The sequence below is a fragment of the Rhizobium sp. Root149 genome (genome assembly GCF_001427345.1).
In the GTDB taxonomy this organism is placed as follows: Bacteria; Pseudomonadota; Alphaproteobacteria; order Rhizobiales; family Rhizobiaceae; genus Neorhizobium; species Neorhizobium rhizoryzae.
The window spans coordinates 458,689-475,874 of the sequence record NZ_LMGD01000023.1 but is presented as its reverse complement, the minus strand read 5'-3'; the positions used below and the strand labels follow the sequence as shown (position 1 = coordinate 475,874).

Genomic DNA, 17,186 nt, shown 5'->3' with positions numbered 1-17,186 from the left:
GATTGCGTGTGGCTCGCTTAATGGCGTGCCGTGCCGATGAGCCGGGATCGCAGCGCGTTCGAGATGCCATCGAAGATGAAAACGACGAGGAGGATGAGAAGCACCATGTAGCAAACGTTCTCCCAGTTGGAGTTCGTGCGCATGGCCTCCCAGAGTTTCAAACCGATCCCGCCTGCGCCGACAGCGCCGATGATGGTGGCCGAGCGTGTGTTCGACTCCCAGAAATACAGCGCTTGCGATGCAAAGATCGGCAGAACCTGCGGCACGACACCATAACGCTGGATGGCGAGCGGTGAGGCACCAACCGACTTCACGCCCTCGCGCTGCTTGTCATCCAGGTTCTCCAGCGCCTCGGCATAGAGTTTCCCGAGCGTGCCCGTATCGGTGAAGAAAATGGCCGAGATACCGGCCAGAGGTCCGGGACCGAAGGCGCGGGTGAAGAACAGCGCCCAGATCAGCATGTCCACCGACCTCAGGAAGTCGAACAGCCGCTTGGTGAACTGGTTCAACGGTCGGTTGCGGGTAATATTTCGGGCAGCGATGAAGGCAAGCGGGAAGGAAAGCAGCGTGGCCAGCACCGTGCCGACAAAAGCCATGACCAGGGTTTGAAGCAGCTTGCTCCACACGTCCAGATGCTGCCAGGACGGGTTATAGAGAATATCGTTCCAGGCGAGCGAAAGGTTGCTTTGGCTCGCATCAATGCGCGGGCCGCTTGTCACAAGGGTAAGGATCTCACCGGGAGACTTACCGAAGAAGGCGGAATTGATGTCGAAGAAAAAGTTCGCCCAGCCAAAGAAGCGGTTGTGAATACGCACACGGTCTGCAGACACTTCCGCCCAGCCAGCGAAACCGAAATAGGCATAGGCGCGACCACCGGCCATCCGCTGCTCTACCCATGTCGGAAGCAGTGCCTGCGCTGTCACTGTGCCAGCGGCATTATCCAGCCTCAGTTCTACGGTTTCGCTGCCGCGCGTGAGAATGACAGTCTGATGATCCACCACGATCTTGGCACTGCGACCAAGGTCGATGCTGGACTTGACGATGGCTGTTTCCGTGACCGGAGCTTTCGCGATGGTCGTGGTGCTAGTTGCTGCTTCGGCCTTCGGCGCGTTTGCCATGAAGTTGAAGGCAGGTACCGCCGGTGCAGGTGCAGGTGCGGGGGCTGATGCGGAAGGAGCCTCCGGCTGCGCACTCGCAACGGGCTGTCGGGTCACGGTTGCAGTTTCGGACTTTATCCAGTCCGGGTTCGGGTTCGGCCCGATGGGATCGAACCGCGAATAGGAGATGGTGATGGCACCATCACGATCTATGTTGAGCTCCGGGCGGATTTCGTAGGAAACCCAGTCCGCGAGATAATTGCCCGCAATGCTGTAGTTGGCACTTCCCAGAACCTTGCCGATGGAGAAAAACCACCAGCAGAACATGAAGTAGACAATCAGGCCCGTGGCAAGCAGCGGCGCACGATAGGTCTTCCAGCTGCTCTGCGTCAGAAGGTGCTCGTGGCGGGCCGCCAGACGTTCGTATTCGGGTGTCGAAAGCAGGGTCATGGCGGTCACGCACTCATCTGGAAAGATTGCTCGCCCACCAGCTTCTTGCGCAGCCAGGCGGAAAACTGGTCCACAGCAATCACCGTGAGGAGAAGAAGAATGATCATGGCGATGGTTTTCGCCGCATCGCCCCGGCTGATCGAAAGTCGCAGAGCCTCACCGATACCACCGCCACCGACAGCGCCGATGATGGTGGAGGCGCGCACGTTGATCTCGAGGCGAAGAAGAATGTAGCTGGAAAAGTTCGGCATCACCTGCGGAACCATGCCAAACCACAGCCGCTCAAGCCAGCTGCCGCCGACGGCACGCAGACCCTCATCCGGCTTCATGTCAGCGTTTTCGACGACTTCGAAGAACAGCTTGCCCAGGGCACCGATCGTGTGGACGGAGATGGCGACGATGCCCGGAATGGGGCCGATGGAGAAGATCGCCAGAATGAAACCGGCAATAACGACTTCCGGAAATGCACGCAGAACCTCCATGAAACGGCGTACCGGCCAACGCAGCCAGCGACTTGGCGTCATGTTGCGTGCAGCGAGAAAGCAGAGGCAGAAGCCGCCCAGTGCGCCGATGATGGTGGAGAAGATGGCAATGTTGACCGTCTCCAGCATGCGGTAGAAATATTCCGGAATATAAAAGCTGTCGGTCAGGTAGTGACGGCCATCGGGATAGTCGTATTTCAGACTTCCGTCATCGTAAGGGGAGGGCAGGTCGAACATGGCGCGGAAGATTTCCATACCGTCGCGAGGAACGAAGACCTGCAGAAAATCGAACAGATGCGGAAGACGATCAAAGAATTTGCCGGAATTGGCATCGTTGGCATACCAGAGCGAACCCGAAAGAGCGAGCAACAGGGCAAGGCTGCCGAGTACCGTATAGGTCCGGCGGCGGCCGTTCAGCTCGCGCCAATGCTGCTCGACGAGCTGACCGCTTTGGGAAAGCACAGGACCGGACATTTTGCTGCTGTTCATGATCTGGCTCATCTTGCGCGAAAAGGGAACGGCGGCCTCGACCAGCGAGGCCGCCGCCTGGTTGGCTGGCTGATCAGCCGCCGATGGTGGCTTTGCGGGCGTCGATGATCGGCTTGTAGAAGTCGACGTTTACTTCGGCATAGCCCTTGAACGCCCCGCCCTGGATGGCGGAGAAGCAGGCTGCGTCCTTCTTCGGCAGGTCCATCATGAAGGCAGTGATCTTCTTCTTCATGTCCGGCGTGATCGAGCTGCGAACAACGATCGGGCCATTCGGGATCAGCGGCGACTTCCAGAGCTCGACGAGGTCATCCATGTTCAGGATGCCCTTTTCCACCATTTTGCGCAGGTTGCCGGAAGTGTAGCCGTCCTTGAAATTGCCAACGCCAGAACCAAAAGTCGTGCCGGCATCGAAATTGCCTTTCAGCACTTCGAGAACTAGGTTTTCATGACCGCCGCCAAAGCCGGTGGAACCCACATACTGCTTCACGGGGACGTTGCCGATGGCAGCAGGCAGTGTGACGGTCGGGATCAGGTAGCCGGAGGTGGAGTCCGGATCGGCAAAGCCCAGCTTCTTGCCCTTGATGTCGGTGACCTTGGTCATGCCGCTATCCTTGCGAGCAACCATGATCGAGTAATAGCCCATGGCACCATCGGTCTGAACCGTCGTGAAGATTGGCTCCACGGCCTTCGGATCTGCGAGATAGGCCTTGGCATAGCCAGCAGCACCAAGCTCTGCGTAGTCCAGCGTACCGCCAAGCAGGCCTTGGATGACGCCGTCATAGTCCGCTGCCGGGAAGAGCGAGACCTTCTCGAAACCGAATTCCTTCTTCAGGTGATCGACAAGGCACTGGTTGTTGCGCAGGCGGTCTGCTTCATTCTCGCCGCCGATGAGGCCAATGCGGAATTCCTTCATGTCTGCGGCAGATGCACCACCCACCAGCGAAAGAAGCGCTGCGGCGGCAAGGAGGGTTTTCTTCAACATGGTTCGATCCCCTGTAACGGATGGATTGGTGGGATGTGAAAGCACTTGCCCTTGACGCGGGCCTTCGATCGTTGCGGATTACGCAGTGCCCGTGGCCCAGCGTATCTGCCCCGCAGATGTCTTCGTGCTGCTGCTTGCAGCACCGGGAAGAGAGATGGAGGTCGAGGTCATGGCCTCGTCGATGCCGCCCTGTTCGGAGCCATAGATGCGGCGTACGGCATCGGCATCCAGTTCGTTCGGTGTGCCGTCAAACACGACCTTGCCCTTTGCCATGCCAATGATGCGTTCGCAGTAGTTGCGCGCCGTATCCAGCGTGTGGAGGTTGGTAATGACAGTAATGCCTTCGCGTTCGTTGATTTCGCGCAGGGCATCCATCACGATCTTGGCATTCAGCGGATCGAGTGAGGCGATCGGCTCATCGGCCAGAACCATTTTCGGTGCCTGCATCAGGGCGCGGGCAATGGCAACGCGTTGCTGCTGGCCGCCGGAAAGTGTGCCTGCCGGCTGCAGTGCGGTCTGTTCTATCCCCAACCGCTCAAGCGCCGCAATTGCCATCAATCGCTCTTCACGGGTAAAAAGGCCAAGCACGCTGAGCGCGGTGGAGCGATGGTTCAGTCGACCCAGCAACACATTCGTCAGAACATCCAGACGCGGCACCAGATTGAACTGCTGGAAGATCATGGCGCAGTCGCGATGCCAGCGCCGTAGTGCTGGACCTGTCAACGTGGATACTTCCATTTCGCCGAAGCGGATGCTGCCCTCGGAAGGATCGACCAATCGGTTGATCATGCGCAGCAAGGTGGATTTGCCAGCCCCCGAACGCCCGATGATGCCGACCATCTGGCCCGATGGGATATCCAGGCTAACCCTGTCCACGGCGGTATTGGTGCCGAATTTTCGTGTCAGGTTTTCCAGCTGAAAGCGCATGGTTTGTCCTTCGTCCTTCATTGACGCCAGAGTAACGGATCGAAAAGCGGGAACCGGTTTTCGGGGAATTCGAGCCGTTGCCTCGCTCATTCCCCTGCTCAGCTCGCACCATCCGGTGATCTCGAGCCAAGCCATACTGCGCTAATGTAAAGTGCCGATGTCCGTTTTGTGTAAGAAATGTAAAATCTGCTAACGCGCAGATTTTACTTGCTTTCATGCGTATTTTTGCAGGAATGCGTCAGCATCCAGACTGCGGAAATCGTGCAAAGCTTCGAACAAGCGGTCATGGCTCCAGTCCCACCAGGCAAGGCGCTCCATCCGCTCCGCTACGTCAGCCGGAAAGCGCTCGCGGATCAGCTTTGCGGGCACGCCGCCGACCACGGTATAGGGGGCCACGTCTTTCGAAATGACCGCGCCTGCGCCAACCACGGCACCATTGCCAATTTTCACGCCAGCCAGCAGCGTTGCACCGTGACCGATCCAGGTGTCGTGGCCAATCACCACCCGGTTAGCGCGGCGCGCAGCGAAGAAATCTTCTTCATCCTCAGCCTGTCCCGGCCAGTAGTTGCCGGCGCGATAGGTGAAGTGGTGGAGTGTAGCCCGCTCCATGGGGTGATGCGTGGCATTCATGCGTACGAAGGCGGCGATATTGGAGAACTTGCCGATCTCCACATTCCAGAGATGGCCGTGCTCCATGATGTAGGAATAGTCGCCAATCGCGCAGTCGCGAATGCGGCAGAACTCGGCTACTTCTGTATAGCGACCGAAAGTCGTGTTTTCGACTTTCGCCGTCTCATGAATGCTTGGCGCTTCGCTCAATACGCGGCTCATGCGGCGACCTTTCGGGGCGAAAATTGTGAGACATCCAGAATGCGGTCTGCGACGGCTTCACGCACTTCCTCATCATGGAAGATGCCGAGCAGCGCGACACCCTGATCCTTCTTGGCGCGGATCATATCCACCACGATGGCGCGATTGGCGGCATCCAGCGAAGCCGTCGGCTCATCCAGAAGCAGAACCCGATGATCTGTAATGAAGCCGCGGGCTATGTTGACACGCTGCTGCTCCCCGCCGGAAAAGGTGGCAGGTGGCAGCTGCCAAAGATCCTTTGGCAGGTTCAGGCGAGCGAGCAAAGCTTCCGCCCGTTCGCGGGCTTCCGACACAGATGTGCCACACGCAACCAGCGGTTCAGCCACCACATCAAGAGCGGAGACACGGGGAACCGTGCGCAGAAACTGGCTGACATAGCCCAGTACATCCCGGCGGGTTTGCAGCACCACACGCGGTTCGGCAGAGGCCAGATCGATGATCTGCTCCCCGTTGCGAACGAGGATCTGGCCTGTATCGACCGCATAGTTGCCGTAGAGCATTTTGAGGATCGAGCTTTTGCCAATACCGGACGGGCCGCCCAGTACGACGCATTCACCTGCCGCCAGCGAGAAACTGACATCGGAAACGACCGGCAGGCGCAAGCCGCCACGCAGATGCATGGTGAAGCTTTTCGAAACGTCGGAGACGATGAGGGGAGTGGTCACGACAAAGCTCCTAAACCTGAAGGATCGAAGATACGAGAAGCTGGGTGTAGGGTTCGCGCGGGTCATCCAGCACACGGTCCGTCAGGCCCTGCTCGATCACTCGTCCACCCTTCATCACCATCATGCGATGGGACAGAAGACGGGCTACGGCCAGATCATGCGTCACGACAATGACGGCTAGACCAAGATCGCTGACCAGCCCCCGCACCAGATCGAGCAAACGCGCCTGCACCGATACGTCCAGACCGCCGGTCGGCTCATCCATGAAGACGAGACGTGGCGAGGTCACGAGGTTGCGGGCGATCTGCAACCGCTGGCGCATGCCGCCGGAAAAGGCACGCGGCTGGTCGTCTATGCGGTCTTGTGCGATTTCGACCCGTTCCAGCCAGTCGGTCGCCGTGCTGCGGATATTGCCGTAATGACGATTGCCGACAGCCATCAGCCGTTCGCCCACATTGGCACCGGCGGACACCGTCATCCGCAGACCATCTGCCGGGTTCTGGTGTACGAAGCCCCAGTCCGTTCGCATCAGAAAGCGGCGCTCGGCATCGCTCATCTGGTAGAGATCGCGCAGATTGCCGTCCCGCATGCGATACTGCACGCAGCCGGTCGTCGGCATCAATCGCGTTGCGAGGCAATTCAGCAGTGTTGTCTTGCCGGAACCGGATTCTCCGACAATGGCGAGCACTTCGCCGGGCCAGAGATCGAAGCTCACATCCGTGCAGCCGATGCGGCTTCCGTAGAATTTGGAAACGCCACGCACATTCAGAAGAGGTTGATCGCTCATTCCGCTGCCTCCTTCATTTCGGCCAGCATCTCGCCACGATGGCCTTCTGCCCGGCGGGTTTCGCAAAAATCGGTGTCGGAGCAGACGAACATGCGGCCGCCCCTGTCATCCAGAACCACCTCATCGAGATAGACGTGGCGCGCACCGCACAGCGCACAGGGCTTTTCGAAGGTCTGCACCTCGAAGGGGTGATCCTCGAAATCGAGGCTCACGACATCGGTATAGGGCGGTACGGCATAGATGCGCTTTTCGCGTCCGGCACCGAACAACTGAAGGGCTGCCGACTGGTTCATCTTCGGATTATCGAATTTCGGCGTCGGCGAGGGGTCCATGACATAGCGTCCGGCAACCTTCACCGGATAAGCATAGGTCGTGGCGATCCGTCCATGGCGGGCGATATCTTCATACAGCTTGACGTGCATCAGGCCGTATTCTTCCAGCGCATGCATCTGCCGTGTTTCGGTTTCGCGCGGCTCGAGAAATCGCAAGGGTTCGGGGATCGGCACCTGATAGACCAGCACCTGGCTCTCGCCGAGGGTTTCTTCCGGAATGCGGTGGCGGGTCTGGATGATCGTTGCTTCCGACGTTTTCGTGGTCACCGCAACATTGGCGACCTTCTGGAAGAAGGCGCGAATGGAGACGGCGTTCGTGGTGTCGTCAGCGCCCTGATCGATGACTTTGAGCACATCATGCGGCCCCAGAATGGCGGCGGTCACCTGCACGCCGCCGGTTCCCCAGCCGTAGGGCATGGGCATTTCGCGGCTTGCGAACGGCACCTGATAGCCGGGAATGGCAATGGCCTTCAGGATGGCCCGACGGATCATCCGCTTGGTCTGCTCATCCAGATAGGCAAAGTTATAGTCTGCCAGCGCAGTCATTCGGCGGCCTCCTGATGATGCTGAGATTGGGCGTGCTTGGTGCGCATACGGCGCACAAGATCCAGTTCGGCCTGGAAATCCACGTAATGCGGCAGTTTCAGGTGCTCCACGAAGCCGGTTGCCTGCACGTTGTCGCAGTGGGAAATGACAAATTCCTCGTCCTGCGCCGGGGCAATAACATCTTCGCCAAACTCTTGCGTTCTGAGCGCCCGATCCACTAGCGACATGGACATGGCCTTGCGTTCGCTCTGGCCGAAGACGAGGCCATAGCCGCGGGTGAACTGCGGCGGTGCCTTGGCGGAACCCTTGAACTGGTTCACCATCTGGCATTCCGTCACGCGGATTTCACCGAGAGAAACGGCAAAGCCCAGTTCCGGCACATCCAGTTCAACCTCCACCAGACCGATGCGGATTTCCCCGACGAAGGGATGCGTGCGGCCATAACCGCGCTGTGTGGAATAACCCAGAGCCAGCAGAAAGCCCTCGTCACCGCGTGCCAGTGCCTGAAGGCGCAAGTCGCGCGGCATCGGAAACTCCATCGGCTCGCGGGTCAGGTCACCGGCGATGTGCTCTGATGGAAGCTCGCCATCCGCTTCGATCAGACCTTCGCCCGCCAGAATTTCACTGACACGCATGACCGGCTCATCCGCGTCGGACCTGCCAACGGGCGCTTCAACGGGCGTATCGTGAAGCAGATCAGGGTCCAGCAGACGGTGCGTATAGTCAAAAGTTGGCCCCAAAAGCTGGCCGCCCGGCAGATCCTTGTAGGTGGCGGAAACGCGCCGCTCGATCTGCATCCTGGCGGTATTGATCGGCTCTGATGTACCGAAGCGCGGCAGCGTGGTGCGATAGGCCCGCAGCAGAAAGATTGCCTCGATCAGGTCGCCTCGGGATTGCTTCACAGCCAATGCTGCAAGTGAACGGTCATAGAGCGATGCTTCCGCCATGACGCGATCGACCGAGAGCGCCAGCTGCTCGGCAATCTGCTCGATGGTGATGGCTGGAAGATCGCGATTGCCCCGGCGGCGGTCGGCCAGAAGTTGATGGGCGTTGGCGATGGCGGTTTCCCCACCTTTAACGGCAACATACATGGTTCAGACCTCCAGAGCCTTGATCGTGACCGTACGTGGCAGGCCGATCAGACGGTTGCCGCAGGTCAGGATCAGGTCAATGCCGCGTGGAAACAGCGCGCGGTTGGCGCGCCATTGATCGAGAAAAGTGGCAGGCAGTCCGACCGGCGAAATCTCGTTCGCGCCCTTGATGCCGGGGCCGGAGAGCGAAAGCCGTGCGCCACCCTCGAGGCTGGCAACTTCGAGAACAATCGTCGTAGAGCGGTCGGGATAATCCTGCGTGCCCTGAGAAAACTGGCTGAACGCAGGCAGGGGGCTGCTCTTGTCGAAGAAGGCGAAGGCGGAGGTGGATTTGTCACTCGTGACCTTGGCTCCGGCATGAAAGCCGAGCCAGCCGGGAACGGCACCTTGAGCCAGTGCTGCAGACAGATAGACCGGCGTATCATAATCGCAGAGCGTCAGCATCAGGGCTGCAGACGCGGCGCTGAGGCCTTTCGGCGGGGTCAGCGTGCAGCCTATTTGCTGGACGGTACTGGGACGCGCCAGTGCATCCATGGCTGCGCGAAAACTGCTTTGGGCGTCGAAAACCGGATCTGCAAATCCGGGAAGAAGAGTTGCTGTTGCGACCATCAGTCTTCGCCTCTCACCATTGTAAAGAAATCGACCTTCGTGGCCACCGTTTGCTGGCTGCGGGTGCGGGCTTCCGCTTCAGCACGCTGTTCGATCGGGCTCAGAAGCGTGCTCTCGATGTGCTGGCGGTAATCGTCGCTTTGCCAAAGAGCATGCAGAACAGCACCCAGCTCAGCGGCAGCCTTATCGGTGCCCAGGCGATAGCTGTGGCCAACCATGCCTGCATCCGTCTCGATCGAGGCGCGGCAAACGCTTGCCTCGCCCAGATTGAACGGGTCGCCACCGCCGCCAATGCGACCCTTGACCATGACCAGCCCAACTTCAGGGCCACGGATTTTGCGAAAATGCGGCCTTGCCGGAAGACTGTCCCAGACTTGCTTCAAAGTCTGATGGTCGGCGCGGGCCAGCAGCGCCAGAGCGCGCTTGGCTTCCAACGGTCCGAAGGAATGAGTTTCTGCGGTTTCGATCACAGCGCTTGACTCCACTTGTCTAGTTATCTAGACATCTAGACAACTGATGAGAGTTTTAGAACCTGTGCGTGACACGCATATGACAGGGGTAGGCATGTTGCAGCGTCAGAAGGGGGTCGCCATCTGGCGGCAGATCGCGGATCGTATTCGCGCGAACGTCTCTGCAGGCCTTTACGACCAGGCGGGCACTTTGCCGTCTGAAATGCAATTGGCGACGGAATTTGGCGTCAACCGCCACACCGTCCGCGCAGCGATTGCGGCGCTATCAGACGAGGGCTTGTTGCTGGTGGAAAAGGGGAAGGGCACCCGCATTGCCCGCAAAGACCGCTTCGATTTCCCCATCAGTCCGCGCACGCGCTTCACGGCGGGTCTGGCGGATCAGGCACAGCAATTCAGCGGCGAGCTCCTGCGGGAATGCATGGAACAAGCGGATGCCGAAGTGGCGACCTATCTCGGCTTATCGGTCGGTGCGGATGTTTGCCGGCTGGAAACGCGTCGTAGCGCTGACGGCCAGGCGGTGGGCCGCTCCGTCACGTGGCTTCCAGGTCAGCGTTTCGCTGGCTTTGCTGAAGCTTTCAGGCGCAAACAGTCGATAACCAAAGCATTTCTGGATTTTGGCGTGACAGATTATCTACGCAAATCGACCGAGGTTTCCGCCGTCCATGCCGATCAGGAGGATCTCGATATTCTGGGGCTTACGCCGGGCGCCATCATGCTGGTGACCCGATCCCTGAACACGGATCTCGCCGATCAGCCGATCCAGTATTCCATCACCCGTTTTCCGGCGGATCGGGTGCAGTTCAGCATCCGGTTTTGAAGCGCGCTTACTTCCACTCATAGGCGCGCTTGCCCTTGTAGGGACGGTCAGCGATCAGCATTTCCGGCGCATCGATGGACTTTGCATAGGCCAGTGCATCAGCTTCGTCGTTGAAGCCGATGAATACCATGACCATGGATTGAGCCTTGGGACTGCCCTTCTTGCGATAGGCAATTCTGACAGCGCAGTGCGGAAACTCGTCACTGAGTCGAAGTGTATCCGAGGCTTTGTCCGTCAGCGCCAGAAACTGGCCAAGCGAGAAAAAGCGGCTCACTGCATTGAAGGCCGTTTCCTTCGAAATCTTCTGGTTCGAAGCGCTGCCCTTGGGGCGACCGTAAAACAGGCTGTCCGTCAAACCTTTGCGCCGCTTACTTTCATAAACGATCAGGCTTCCAGCAGCCGCCAGTTCGATGTGCACATCAAATGTCTGCAAATCATCCGCTGAAACATCGACTTGCCCCAGCAAAGATTGAAGGTCTGCGATGTAATCGGCGTAGAAGGCAGGTGTCATAGTCCAAGCGGCCCGTTTTGTTCTAGAAGCGAGCCGCTCCTATCATGGCATCCTTCAGCAGGATACGTGAAAATCACATCATGCGCCGTGGCTGCGGTCATAACCGTTGACGGCCGGACTCTTCCATCCGGCTGGTGCCTCGCGTGGGCGGTAGATTTCAACGATCATCGGGTAGCAGGCGGCAGTATCCGACGAATGTTCAGACGAGCAATCGCCTCCGGGACAGGCTGACATGCATCCGAGAAGATCGATCTCTGCGAAAAATTCCAGATAGTCTCCCGGACGAACCGGGCTCGCCTTCATGAAATACTGGCCCGTATCGCGGGTGAAGCCGGTGCACATGAAAACGTTCAGAACGTCATGGACGTGGGGTTCCGCCTCCGGCAGGGTAAGGCCGGTTTTCTGCGCCAGAGCACGCGTCAGGTTGGAATGGCAGCAGTGGTGATACTGCCCGCCGTGGCTGAGCAGATTATGTGTATAAGGGTCGCAACGCGTTCCGATCACATCATGCACGGAACCGCCGAATTCATCGAAGCCATACCAGTCCAGCGTATCGTAGGTAATGGTTGCGATCGGCCGCAGATAGGGGAAGCTTGAGAAAAGCTGATCGCCGACGCCGACATGCGTGCCGTTCAGAGCGCGTGTCTTCCCGCTATAGAATCGCTCGGAAAGATCATGCAGATTGAAAAGGTTCAGATCGCCAACCTGCGGCCCTTCCGTGCATAGCATGCGGCAGAAGTGACCGGCCGGAACTTCCCACGTCCGGGCCTCACGCGGGGGGATGACAACCGTTTCAATGAGTTCGAGGTCACCGCGGAGTGCCTGGTAGGCGCTTATATTCGGGCGGGGAAGCGTATCTGTCGGATAGCAGACGACCGGTTTGACCGATTTGCGCTGGAGTGCGTCGGTTGGCGCTGGGTGGGCTGCCTTTGGCTTCACGAATGTCTTCCTCTTGGTCATGGGGATGCGCGGTCGTACGGCGCAGCACGGACGTTTGAGGATACATTAGGCAGCTATCACATCTTCCTGCAAGGCAACTTCTCGTCCATCCTCGATCTGCACACCGTCAAGGTTAGAGACAATGTCCTGGGCGACCTTTGCGCCGATTTCTGCCGAAGACACAATGCCTTGAACGAAAGGCCGGTCATGCATCAAGTAGGGAAGGGCTGCCAGATAGACGCGCTTTCGCAGTGACGACGGCGAGATCAGAGCAAACCGGTCATCGACCTCCGGAATGTCCTGACCATCTTCGACCAGGATTTTTCGCAGGCTTGGAAACTTGAAGTCCTCCGTCCGCAGCGCTTTCTGTCCTCGTGCGTCGATAAAGACATTGAACACATGAGAGTCTTCGCCAGAACGAATTGTTGTCGTCGTCTGCGATCGGATCAACTCGTAATCATCATCCAAAGTCACAACATCAAGAACATTCGCTTCCCTCAGGGCAAGCAGGCGCCGGATCGAGGTCGCAGGAACCGCGGCATAATTGTCGCTGAAGACGCGTTTCAAGCCGCGTTCAAAACGTGAGAGATCGCTATCTGGGAAAAACGGCACCAGTTTTTCAACTTGCTCATGCATGCGCAGGATGGCGTATCGCCATTCTATCGTCCGCTTTGCGGCCTTGTTTCGCTCTACCTCTGCCAGATTTTTCCTCGCATAGGCAAATGCGTCTCCTCCCATGCGTTCCGCGAAATAGGCTTCAGGGAAGCTGTCTGCATCGAGATCGCTCAGATTGACCCGTGCTGCATAGGCCGGATCGGCGAGAGTGATTTCCCTGGCGAACAGATCAAAAATGGCATCCAGTACGTTCGGCTTCGACGTACAGGCCATGAGCGAGCATTCTGTCATGATTGTCGTCGGAACATACGGAATTGGACAGTAGAAGTCGGCTTCGGGGAGGATGCCATTACGCGACATGAAGCTTACCTTCAGATCTTGTTCGTCGGTACGATAGGTCAGTTCTCCCTGATCGCCTTCAACGAACTCTCCGTGCTGCGCAACCACTGCCAAGCAGGCGTCGATTGCGCTGAGCGAGGTGCCCATTATGCCGATACGAGCAGCCGGAACATCTGCCGAGAGAAGGCCACACCACGGGTTGGGATAGTAGGATGAGCTTGCTTTGTCTTCCCCGAAATCATGCCCGGTCGCGACGATCACCCGGTCGAAACCCTCATCTACGCAACCGTCAGATCTTTCGATCCGGAAGCGACCGGCCTTTTCCGCTATGTCGGTAATGGTCGTCTTCTCGTTTAGCCTCACGGTATAGCCGCGCTGTTCCGCATGCTGCTGCAAGGTCAGGAGTTGGTCGTGATAGTAGCAACCGATGAGCAGGCGCGGCGTGAACAGTCTCTCGTTCAGATCCTCCTGCTCGATTCCGAAATCGGAGAGAATTCGGGGCGGACAGGATTTCAGCCAGTCGAGATAGCTGACCCCATTAAGAACCGGGATCTCGATACTGGCGATGTTTGCCAGCATGAGACGGCTGGCGCCCTGACGCGAATAGGGTGTGCCAGCGCCCGCCCATTCACCTTCGTCATAGATGGTGATGTCCATGGGAGTGTCGGCGTGAACAAGTTCGGAGAATGTGTAAAGTCCAGTCGGTCCAAGGCCAACAATCGCAATTTTCACGGTACACGTCCTGAGCAAGCTGGTTTGTTGCTCAAGAATGCGTTGAAGAGGAAGAAGTTCCGGTGAGGTCAGATCGGGTTGCGCTCGAGTTCGGCTGCAATCGCATCGTCTACGGGTGTATCATAAGTCATGAGAATGCCGCCCAGCACGCTGTAGAAGCCGACTGTCGCAATCAGATCGAAAACCGCCTCCTGACCTATTGTGTGCGCCAGTTCGCGCTCGAGTTCAGGAGGGATGTAATGCTGGTCGAATATTGCATCGACCGCGCGCACGATCAGTCCATCCTCTCCGTCGGGCATGGCGGCGATTGCGCGAATCCGCTCATCAGTGAATCCCAGCTGGCGTGCACGGCTGACGTGATGCGCCCATTCGTAGCGGGAACCGAGGCGGTGACCAGTGCGAAGAATGACCACTTCGGAGCGTTGAGGCCCCAGCGCGCTGTCCTTTACCAGATGTTGGCGCAGAGGTGCCCAGGCCCGCAGAAGGGCGGGATTGTGTGCCATGGTTCTGTAGACGTTCAATTGCCCGGCAAAGCCTGAACGCAAGTCTTCAATCGGCTCGGGCCACTGGTCATCGCCAAGTGGTGGACATGGTGAAAGCGTCATCCGTTTCCCTCCTCCTTCCTGTGCCAGCCTGCTCAAACGGGCGGCAAAGCGAAGCGTTTCCCTGGGCAATTGCACCGACGGGAAGCAGCCCCAAAAATCGCAACATCAGCAACTCAAAATGGACTTTACAAATGATATAAAGTGATAACAATAGGGATTAATGAAAAGCCGATCCGTTGGGGATAAGCCCGAATGGGCAATGATGCGGACGGCGCATGAAATGCAGGAGGCCCAAATGGAATTGTCGTCGCTCACCGCTCGTCAACTGTATGAGCAGGCCAAGGCCAACCCTACGCGCAAGCGGTTCGGATTTGGAAAAAAGCCGATGCTGATCAACATAGATCTGCAATGCGCCTATACCAGCCTCGGCGAATTCGTAACGGCCTACGAGACTGATCCCAAGCAGCTGGACTATGTGAATACACTTTCCGGTCTGGCGCGGGAAAAGGGTTTGCCTGTCACCTGGACTTATGTGGCCTATATGGAATCCGGTGAAGACTGCGGCGTGTGGGGCACCCGGACAAATACGCCGGACTCTCTGCAGAACATCAAGGTTGGCTCGCGTCGCGCAGAATTCGATCCGCGTCTGAAGATCGATCATGTCAAGGACATCATCATCAACAAGCGCATGGCCTCTCCTTTCCACGAAACCAATCTGCAATCGCTGATGGTCTGGCACCAGTGCGACACGGTGGTGCTGACGGGTGGCTCAACATCTGGCTGCGTGCGTGCTTGCGTGGTGGATTCCATTTCCCGTGGCTATCGCGTTATCGTTCCGGAAGAATGCGTGGCCGACAAGCATGAAAGCCCGCACTTCGCCAACCTTTATGATATCGCGATCAAATACGGCGACGTGATCCCGGTAGCGGATGCCATTGCCTGGTACGAGGCCTATCAGCCGGAGGCGCGCTGATATGTCTGCCGAACCGATGAAATCCGATCTTGGCCTCTACGATTATCTTCCGTGGCCAAACCGCCCGAAGATCGTCTGGCCTGGTAACAAAAAGATCGCGGTGTGGATCGCCCCGAACATCGAATTCTACGAGTATAACCCTCCGAACAATCCGACCCGCACGCCGTGGGCGCGACCAAACCCGGATGTGTTGCAGTATTCGCACCGCGACTATGGCAACCGTGCGGGCTGGCAGCGGATGATGGCAGCGATGGATCGCGCTGGTTTCCGCGGGTCCGTTTCTCTGAACGTTGCGCTCTGCGATCACCATCCGGAGATTATCAAGGCCTGCGCCGATCGCGGCTGGGAGTTTTTCTCCCACGGCATCTACAACACCCGCTATGTCTACAATCTCGATATTGAGCAAGAGCGGGAAATCATCCGCGATGCTTTCGATACGGTGCGCAAGCATACGGGGCAGGAACTGGCGGGCTGGCTTTCGCCGGCGCTTTCCAACAATTTCTGGACCATGGATATCCTGTCCGAGGCGGGCATTCAGTATACCTGCGACATGTTCCACGATGACCAGCCGATGCCGGTCAAGGTGAAGTCTGGCAAGTTGATCTCGATGCCCTATTCGCTCGAGATGAATGACGTGATCGTCTACAACACGCAGAAGGTCACGCCGCGCCACTATGGCGAAATCATCAAACGGCAGTTCGACCAGCTTTACAAGGAAGGCGATGAAAGCGGCACCGTCATGTGCATTCCGCTGCATCCTTATCTCGTTGGTCAGCCGCATCGCATCGACGCCTTTGCCGAAGCTATCGAATATATCGCAGGTCACGACGGTGTCTGGCAGACGACAGGTCGCGAGATTGCAGCGGCCTATCACTCCACCGGGGCCTATGACGCGATGAGCGCGGCGATTGCCGCGCATAATAACGGGAAGGAGACACGCTGATGTCGATGCCCGAGGATTATCTGAAATATCCTGAGCGCCACTATGGCATGGATCACGACCGCTACGACTGGAGCGACCTGTTTCAACGTGCTCCGATCGTTTGGCCAAACGGCGCGCGCATTGCGCTTTCCATCGTCACGCATGTGCAGCACTTCCCGCTCGATATGCCCTCGAAGCCGTTCAAGGCTCCGGGCGCGCTTTCGATGCCCTATCCGGATTTTCGCTATTACACCAACCGCGATTATGGCAATCGCGTTGGCATCTTCCGCATTCTGAGGCTGCTGGGCGAGAAGGGATTGAAGGCAAGCTTTGCCGTCAATGGCATTATCGCCAACCGCTATCCGGCGCTGCTGGACGCAGTGGTTGAAGGCGGGCACGAGGTGGTCGCCCACGGACTCGATATGGGCAAGGTGCACCATTCCGGTCTGTCCGAAGAGGACGAAAACGCCATCATCGCCGAAGCGCTTGGCCTGTTGCGGCAAGCCAGCGGGCAGAAGGTTGAAGGCTGGCTTTCTCCGGGCCGCGCGCAAGGGTTCAATACGCCGGATCTCCTGGCGAAGAACGGCGTGACCTATGGCCTCGATTGGGCGAACGACGATCTGCCTTACGAGATGCGTACGAAGAACGGCGTGCTGATTGCCATGCCCATGGCCTATGAGACCGACGACCGGGTGGTCGCGGATGAATACTTCCAGTCCGAAGCGGATTGGGTTCAGCAGGTCAAGGATCGCTTTGATGTGCTCTATCGCGAAAGCGCTGATTATGGCGGTCGCGTGATGAGCCTGCCGATCCACAGTTGGGTTTCCGGCATGCCATACCGCGTCGAATATCTGCGGGAAGTGCTTGATTACATTCTTTCGCACGAGGGCGTGTGGAACGCGCCGGCTGGCGAAATCTGTGCCGCTTTCATGAAGGCTGGTCAGCCAGCCTGACCGCTCAGGCGCGGGTGGCAACGCCCGGTCTGGAGCTACGACA

19 protein-coding genes are annotated in these 17,186 nt (G+C 58.1%); 4 read left to right on the top strand and 15 right to left on the bottom strand.

Going from position 1 to position 17,186, the window contains the following annotated elements:
- Positions 1-17: 17 nt before the first annotated feature.
- The 11 genes from phnE (ASD54_RS22040) to phnG all read right to left on the bottom strand — a co-directional run bounded on the left by phnE (ASD54_RS22040) (position 18) and on the right by phnG (position 9,797).
- The gene (gene phnE, locus ASD54_RS22040) at positions 18-1,547 is read right to left on the bottom strand and encodes a phosphonate ABC transporter, permease protein PhnE (protein ID WP_156379343.1); all 1,530 of its coding nucleotides are present in this window, start codon (positions 1,545-1,547) and stop codon (positions 18-20) included.
- Between the two features lie 5 nt (positions 1,548-1,552).
- Complete coding sequence (gene phnE / locus ASD54_RS22035) at positions 1,553-2,518, bottom strand: phosphonate ABC transporter, permease protein PhnE (RefSeq protein WP_062556700.1); 966 nt, start codon at positions 2,516-2,518, stop codon at positions 1,553-1,555.
- A 73-nt stretch (positions 2,519-2,591) separates the two neighbouring features.
- A complete protein-coding gene (phnD, locus tag ASD54_RS22030; RefSeq protein ID WP_062556699.1) occupies positions 2,592-3,500 on the bottom strand; it encodes a phosphonate ABC transporter substrate-binding protein in 909 nt (302 codons plus the stop codon).
- A 78-nt stretch (positions 3,501-3,578) separates the two neighbouring features.
- On the bottom strand, positions 3,579-4,427 hold the full coding sequence (phnC, locus tag ASD54_RS22025; protein WP_062556916.1) for a phosphonate ABC transporter ATP-binding protein: 849 nt from the start codon (positions 4,425-4,427) through the stop codon (positions 3,579-3,581).
- Between the two features lie 213 nt (positions 4,428-4,640).
- Complete coding sequence (locus tag ASD54_RS22020) at positions 4,641-5,258, bottom strand: DapH/DapD/GlmU-related protein (protein ID WP_062556698.1); 618 nt, start codon at positions 5,256-5,258, stop codon at positions 4,641-4,643.
- Positions 5,255-5,962 (bottom strand): phosphonate C-P lyase system protein PhnL, encoded by a 708-nt coding sequence (gene phnL / locus ASD54_RS22015; RefSeq protein WP_062556697.1) that lies wholly within the window; start codon positions 5,960-5,962, stop codon positions 5,255-5,257. Before phnL ends, ASD54_RS22020 begins: the two co-directional genes overlap by 4 nt.
- Positions 5,963-5,972: 10 nt before the next feature.
- Positions 5,973-6,749, bottom strand: a complete 777-nt coding sequence (gene phnK / locus ASD54_RS22010; protein ID WP_062556696.1) for a phosphonate C-P lyase system protein PhnK — start codon at positions 6,747-6,749, stop codon at positions 5,973-5,975.
- Positions 6,746-7,627: an alpha-D-ribose 1-methylphosphonate 5-phosphate C-P-lyase PhnJ gene (locus tag ASD54_RS22005; protein ID WP_062556695.1), complete on the bottom strand. Its 882-nt coding sequence runs from the start codon at positions 7,625-7,627 to the stop codon at positions 6,746-6,748. The genes phnK and ASD54_RS22005 overlap by 4 nt, the downstream gene beginning before the upstream one ends.
- Positions 7,624-8,718: a carbon-phosphorus lyase complex subunit PhnI gene (locus ASD54_RS22000; RefSeq protein WP_062556694.1), complete on the bottom strand. Its 1,095-nt coding sequence runs from the start codon at positions 8,716-8,718 to the stop codon at positions 7,624-7,626. The genes ASD54_RS22005 and ASD54_RS22000 overlap by 4 nt, the downstream gene beginning before the upstream one ends.
- 3 nt (positions 8,719-8,721) lie before the next feature.
- Positions 8,722-9,327, bottom strand: coding sequence for a phosphonate C-P lyase system protein PhnH (gene phnH / locus ASD54_RS21995; protein WP_062556693.1), 606 nt, complete (start codon positions 9,325-9,327; stop codon positions 8,722-8,724).
- Positions 9,327-9,797, bottom strand: coding sequence for a phosphonate C-P lyase system protein PhnG (gene phnG / locus ASD54_RS21990; protein WP_062556692.1), 471 nt, complete (start codon positions 9,795-9,797; stop codon positions 9,327-9,329). The genes phnH and phnG overlap by 1 nt, the downstream gene beginning before the upstream one ends.
- A 79-nt stretch (positions 9,798-9,876) precedes the next feature.
- Between phnG and phnF the strand changes: the two genes are divergently transcribed.
- Positions 9,877-10,614: a phosphonate metabolism transcriptional regulator PhnF gene (gene phnF / locus ASD54_RS21985; protein WP_062556691.1), complete on the top strand. Its 738-nt coding sequence runs from the start codon at positions 9,877-9,879 to the stop codon at positions 10,612-10,614.
- 7 nt (positions 10,615-10,621) lie between these two features.
- Here the strand turns inward: phnF and ASD54_RS21980 are convergent, their stop codons facing one another.
- The 4 genes from ASD54_RS21980 to ASD54_RS21965 all read right to left on the bottom strand — a co-directional run bounded on the left by ASD54_RS21980 (position 10,622) and on the right by ASD54_RS21965 (position 14,355).
- On the bottom strand, positions 10,622-11,125 hold the full coding sequence (locus ASD54_RS21980) for a hypothetical protein (RefSeq protein WP_062556690.1): 504 nt from the start codon (positions 11,123-11,125) through the stop codon (positions 10,622-10,624).
- A gap of 78 nt (positions 11,126-11,203) precedes the next feature.
- Positions 11,204-12,085 (bottom strand): DUF1989 domain-containing protein, encoded by an 882-nt coding sequence (locus ASD54_RS21975; RefSeq protein ID WP_082547330.1) that lies wholly within the window; start codon positions 12,083-12,085, stop codon positions 11,204-11,206.
- 45 nt (positions 12,086-12,130) lie between these two features.
- Entirely contained in the window at positions 12,131-13,750 is a 1,620-nt protein-coding gene (locus ASD54_RS21970) for an FAD/NAD(P)-binding protein (RefSeq protein ID WP_062556689.1), read from the bottom strand.
- Positions 13,751-13,818: 68 nt separating this feature from the next.
- Positions 13,819-14,355: a carboxymuconolactone decarboxylase family protein gene (locus ASD54_RS21965; protein ID WP_062556688.1), complete on the bottom strand. Its 537-nt coding sequence runs from the start codon at positions 14,353-14,355 to the stop codon at positions 13,819-13,821.
- Between the two features lie 235 nt (positions 14,356-14,590).
- Here ASD54_RS21965 and ASD54_RS21960 point away from each other — a divergent pair, with 235 nt between their 5' ends.
- The 3 genes from ASD54_RS21960 to ASD54_RS21950 are packed head-to-tail and all read left to right on the top strand — an operon-like array spanning position 14,591 to position 17,143.
- Positions 14,591-15,268: an isochorismatase family protein gene (locus ASD54_RS21960; RefSeq protein WP_062556914.1), complete on the top strand. Its 678-nt coding sequence runs from the start codon at positions 14,591-14,593 to the stop codon at positions 15,266-15,268.
- Between the two features lies 1 nt (position 15,269).
- Positions 15,270-16,211, top strand: a complete 942-nt coding sequence (locus ASD54_RS21955) for a polysaccharide deacetylase family protein (protein ID WP_200958478.1) — start codon at positions 15,270-15,272, stop codon at positions 16,209-16,211.
- Positions 16,211-17,143: a polysaccharide deacetylase family protein gene (locus ASD54_RS21950; protein ID WP_082547328.1), complete on the top strand. Its 933-nt coding sequence runs from the start codon at positions 16,211-16,213 to the stop codon at positions 17,141-17,143. The genes ASD54_RS21955 and ASD54_RS21950 overlap by 1 nt, the downstream gene beginning before the upstream one ends.
- The last annotated feature ends 43 nt before the right edge of the window (positions 17,144-17,186 follow it).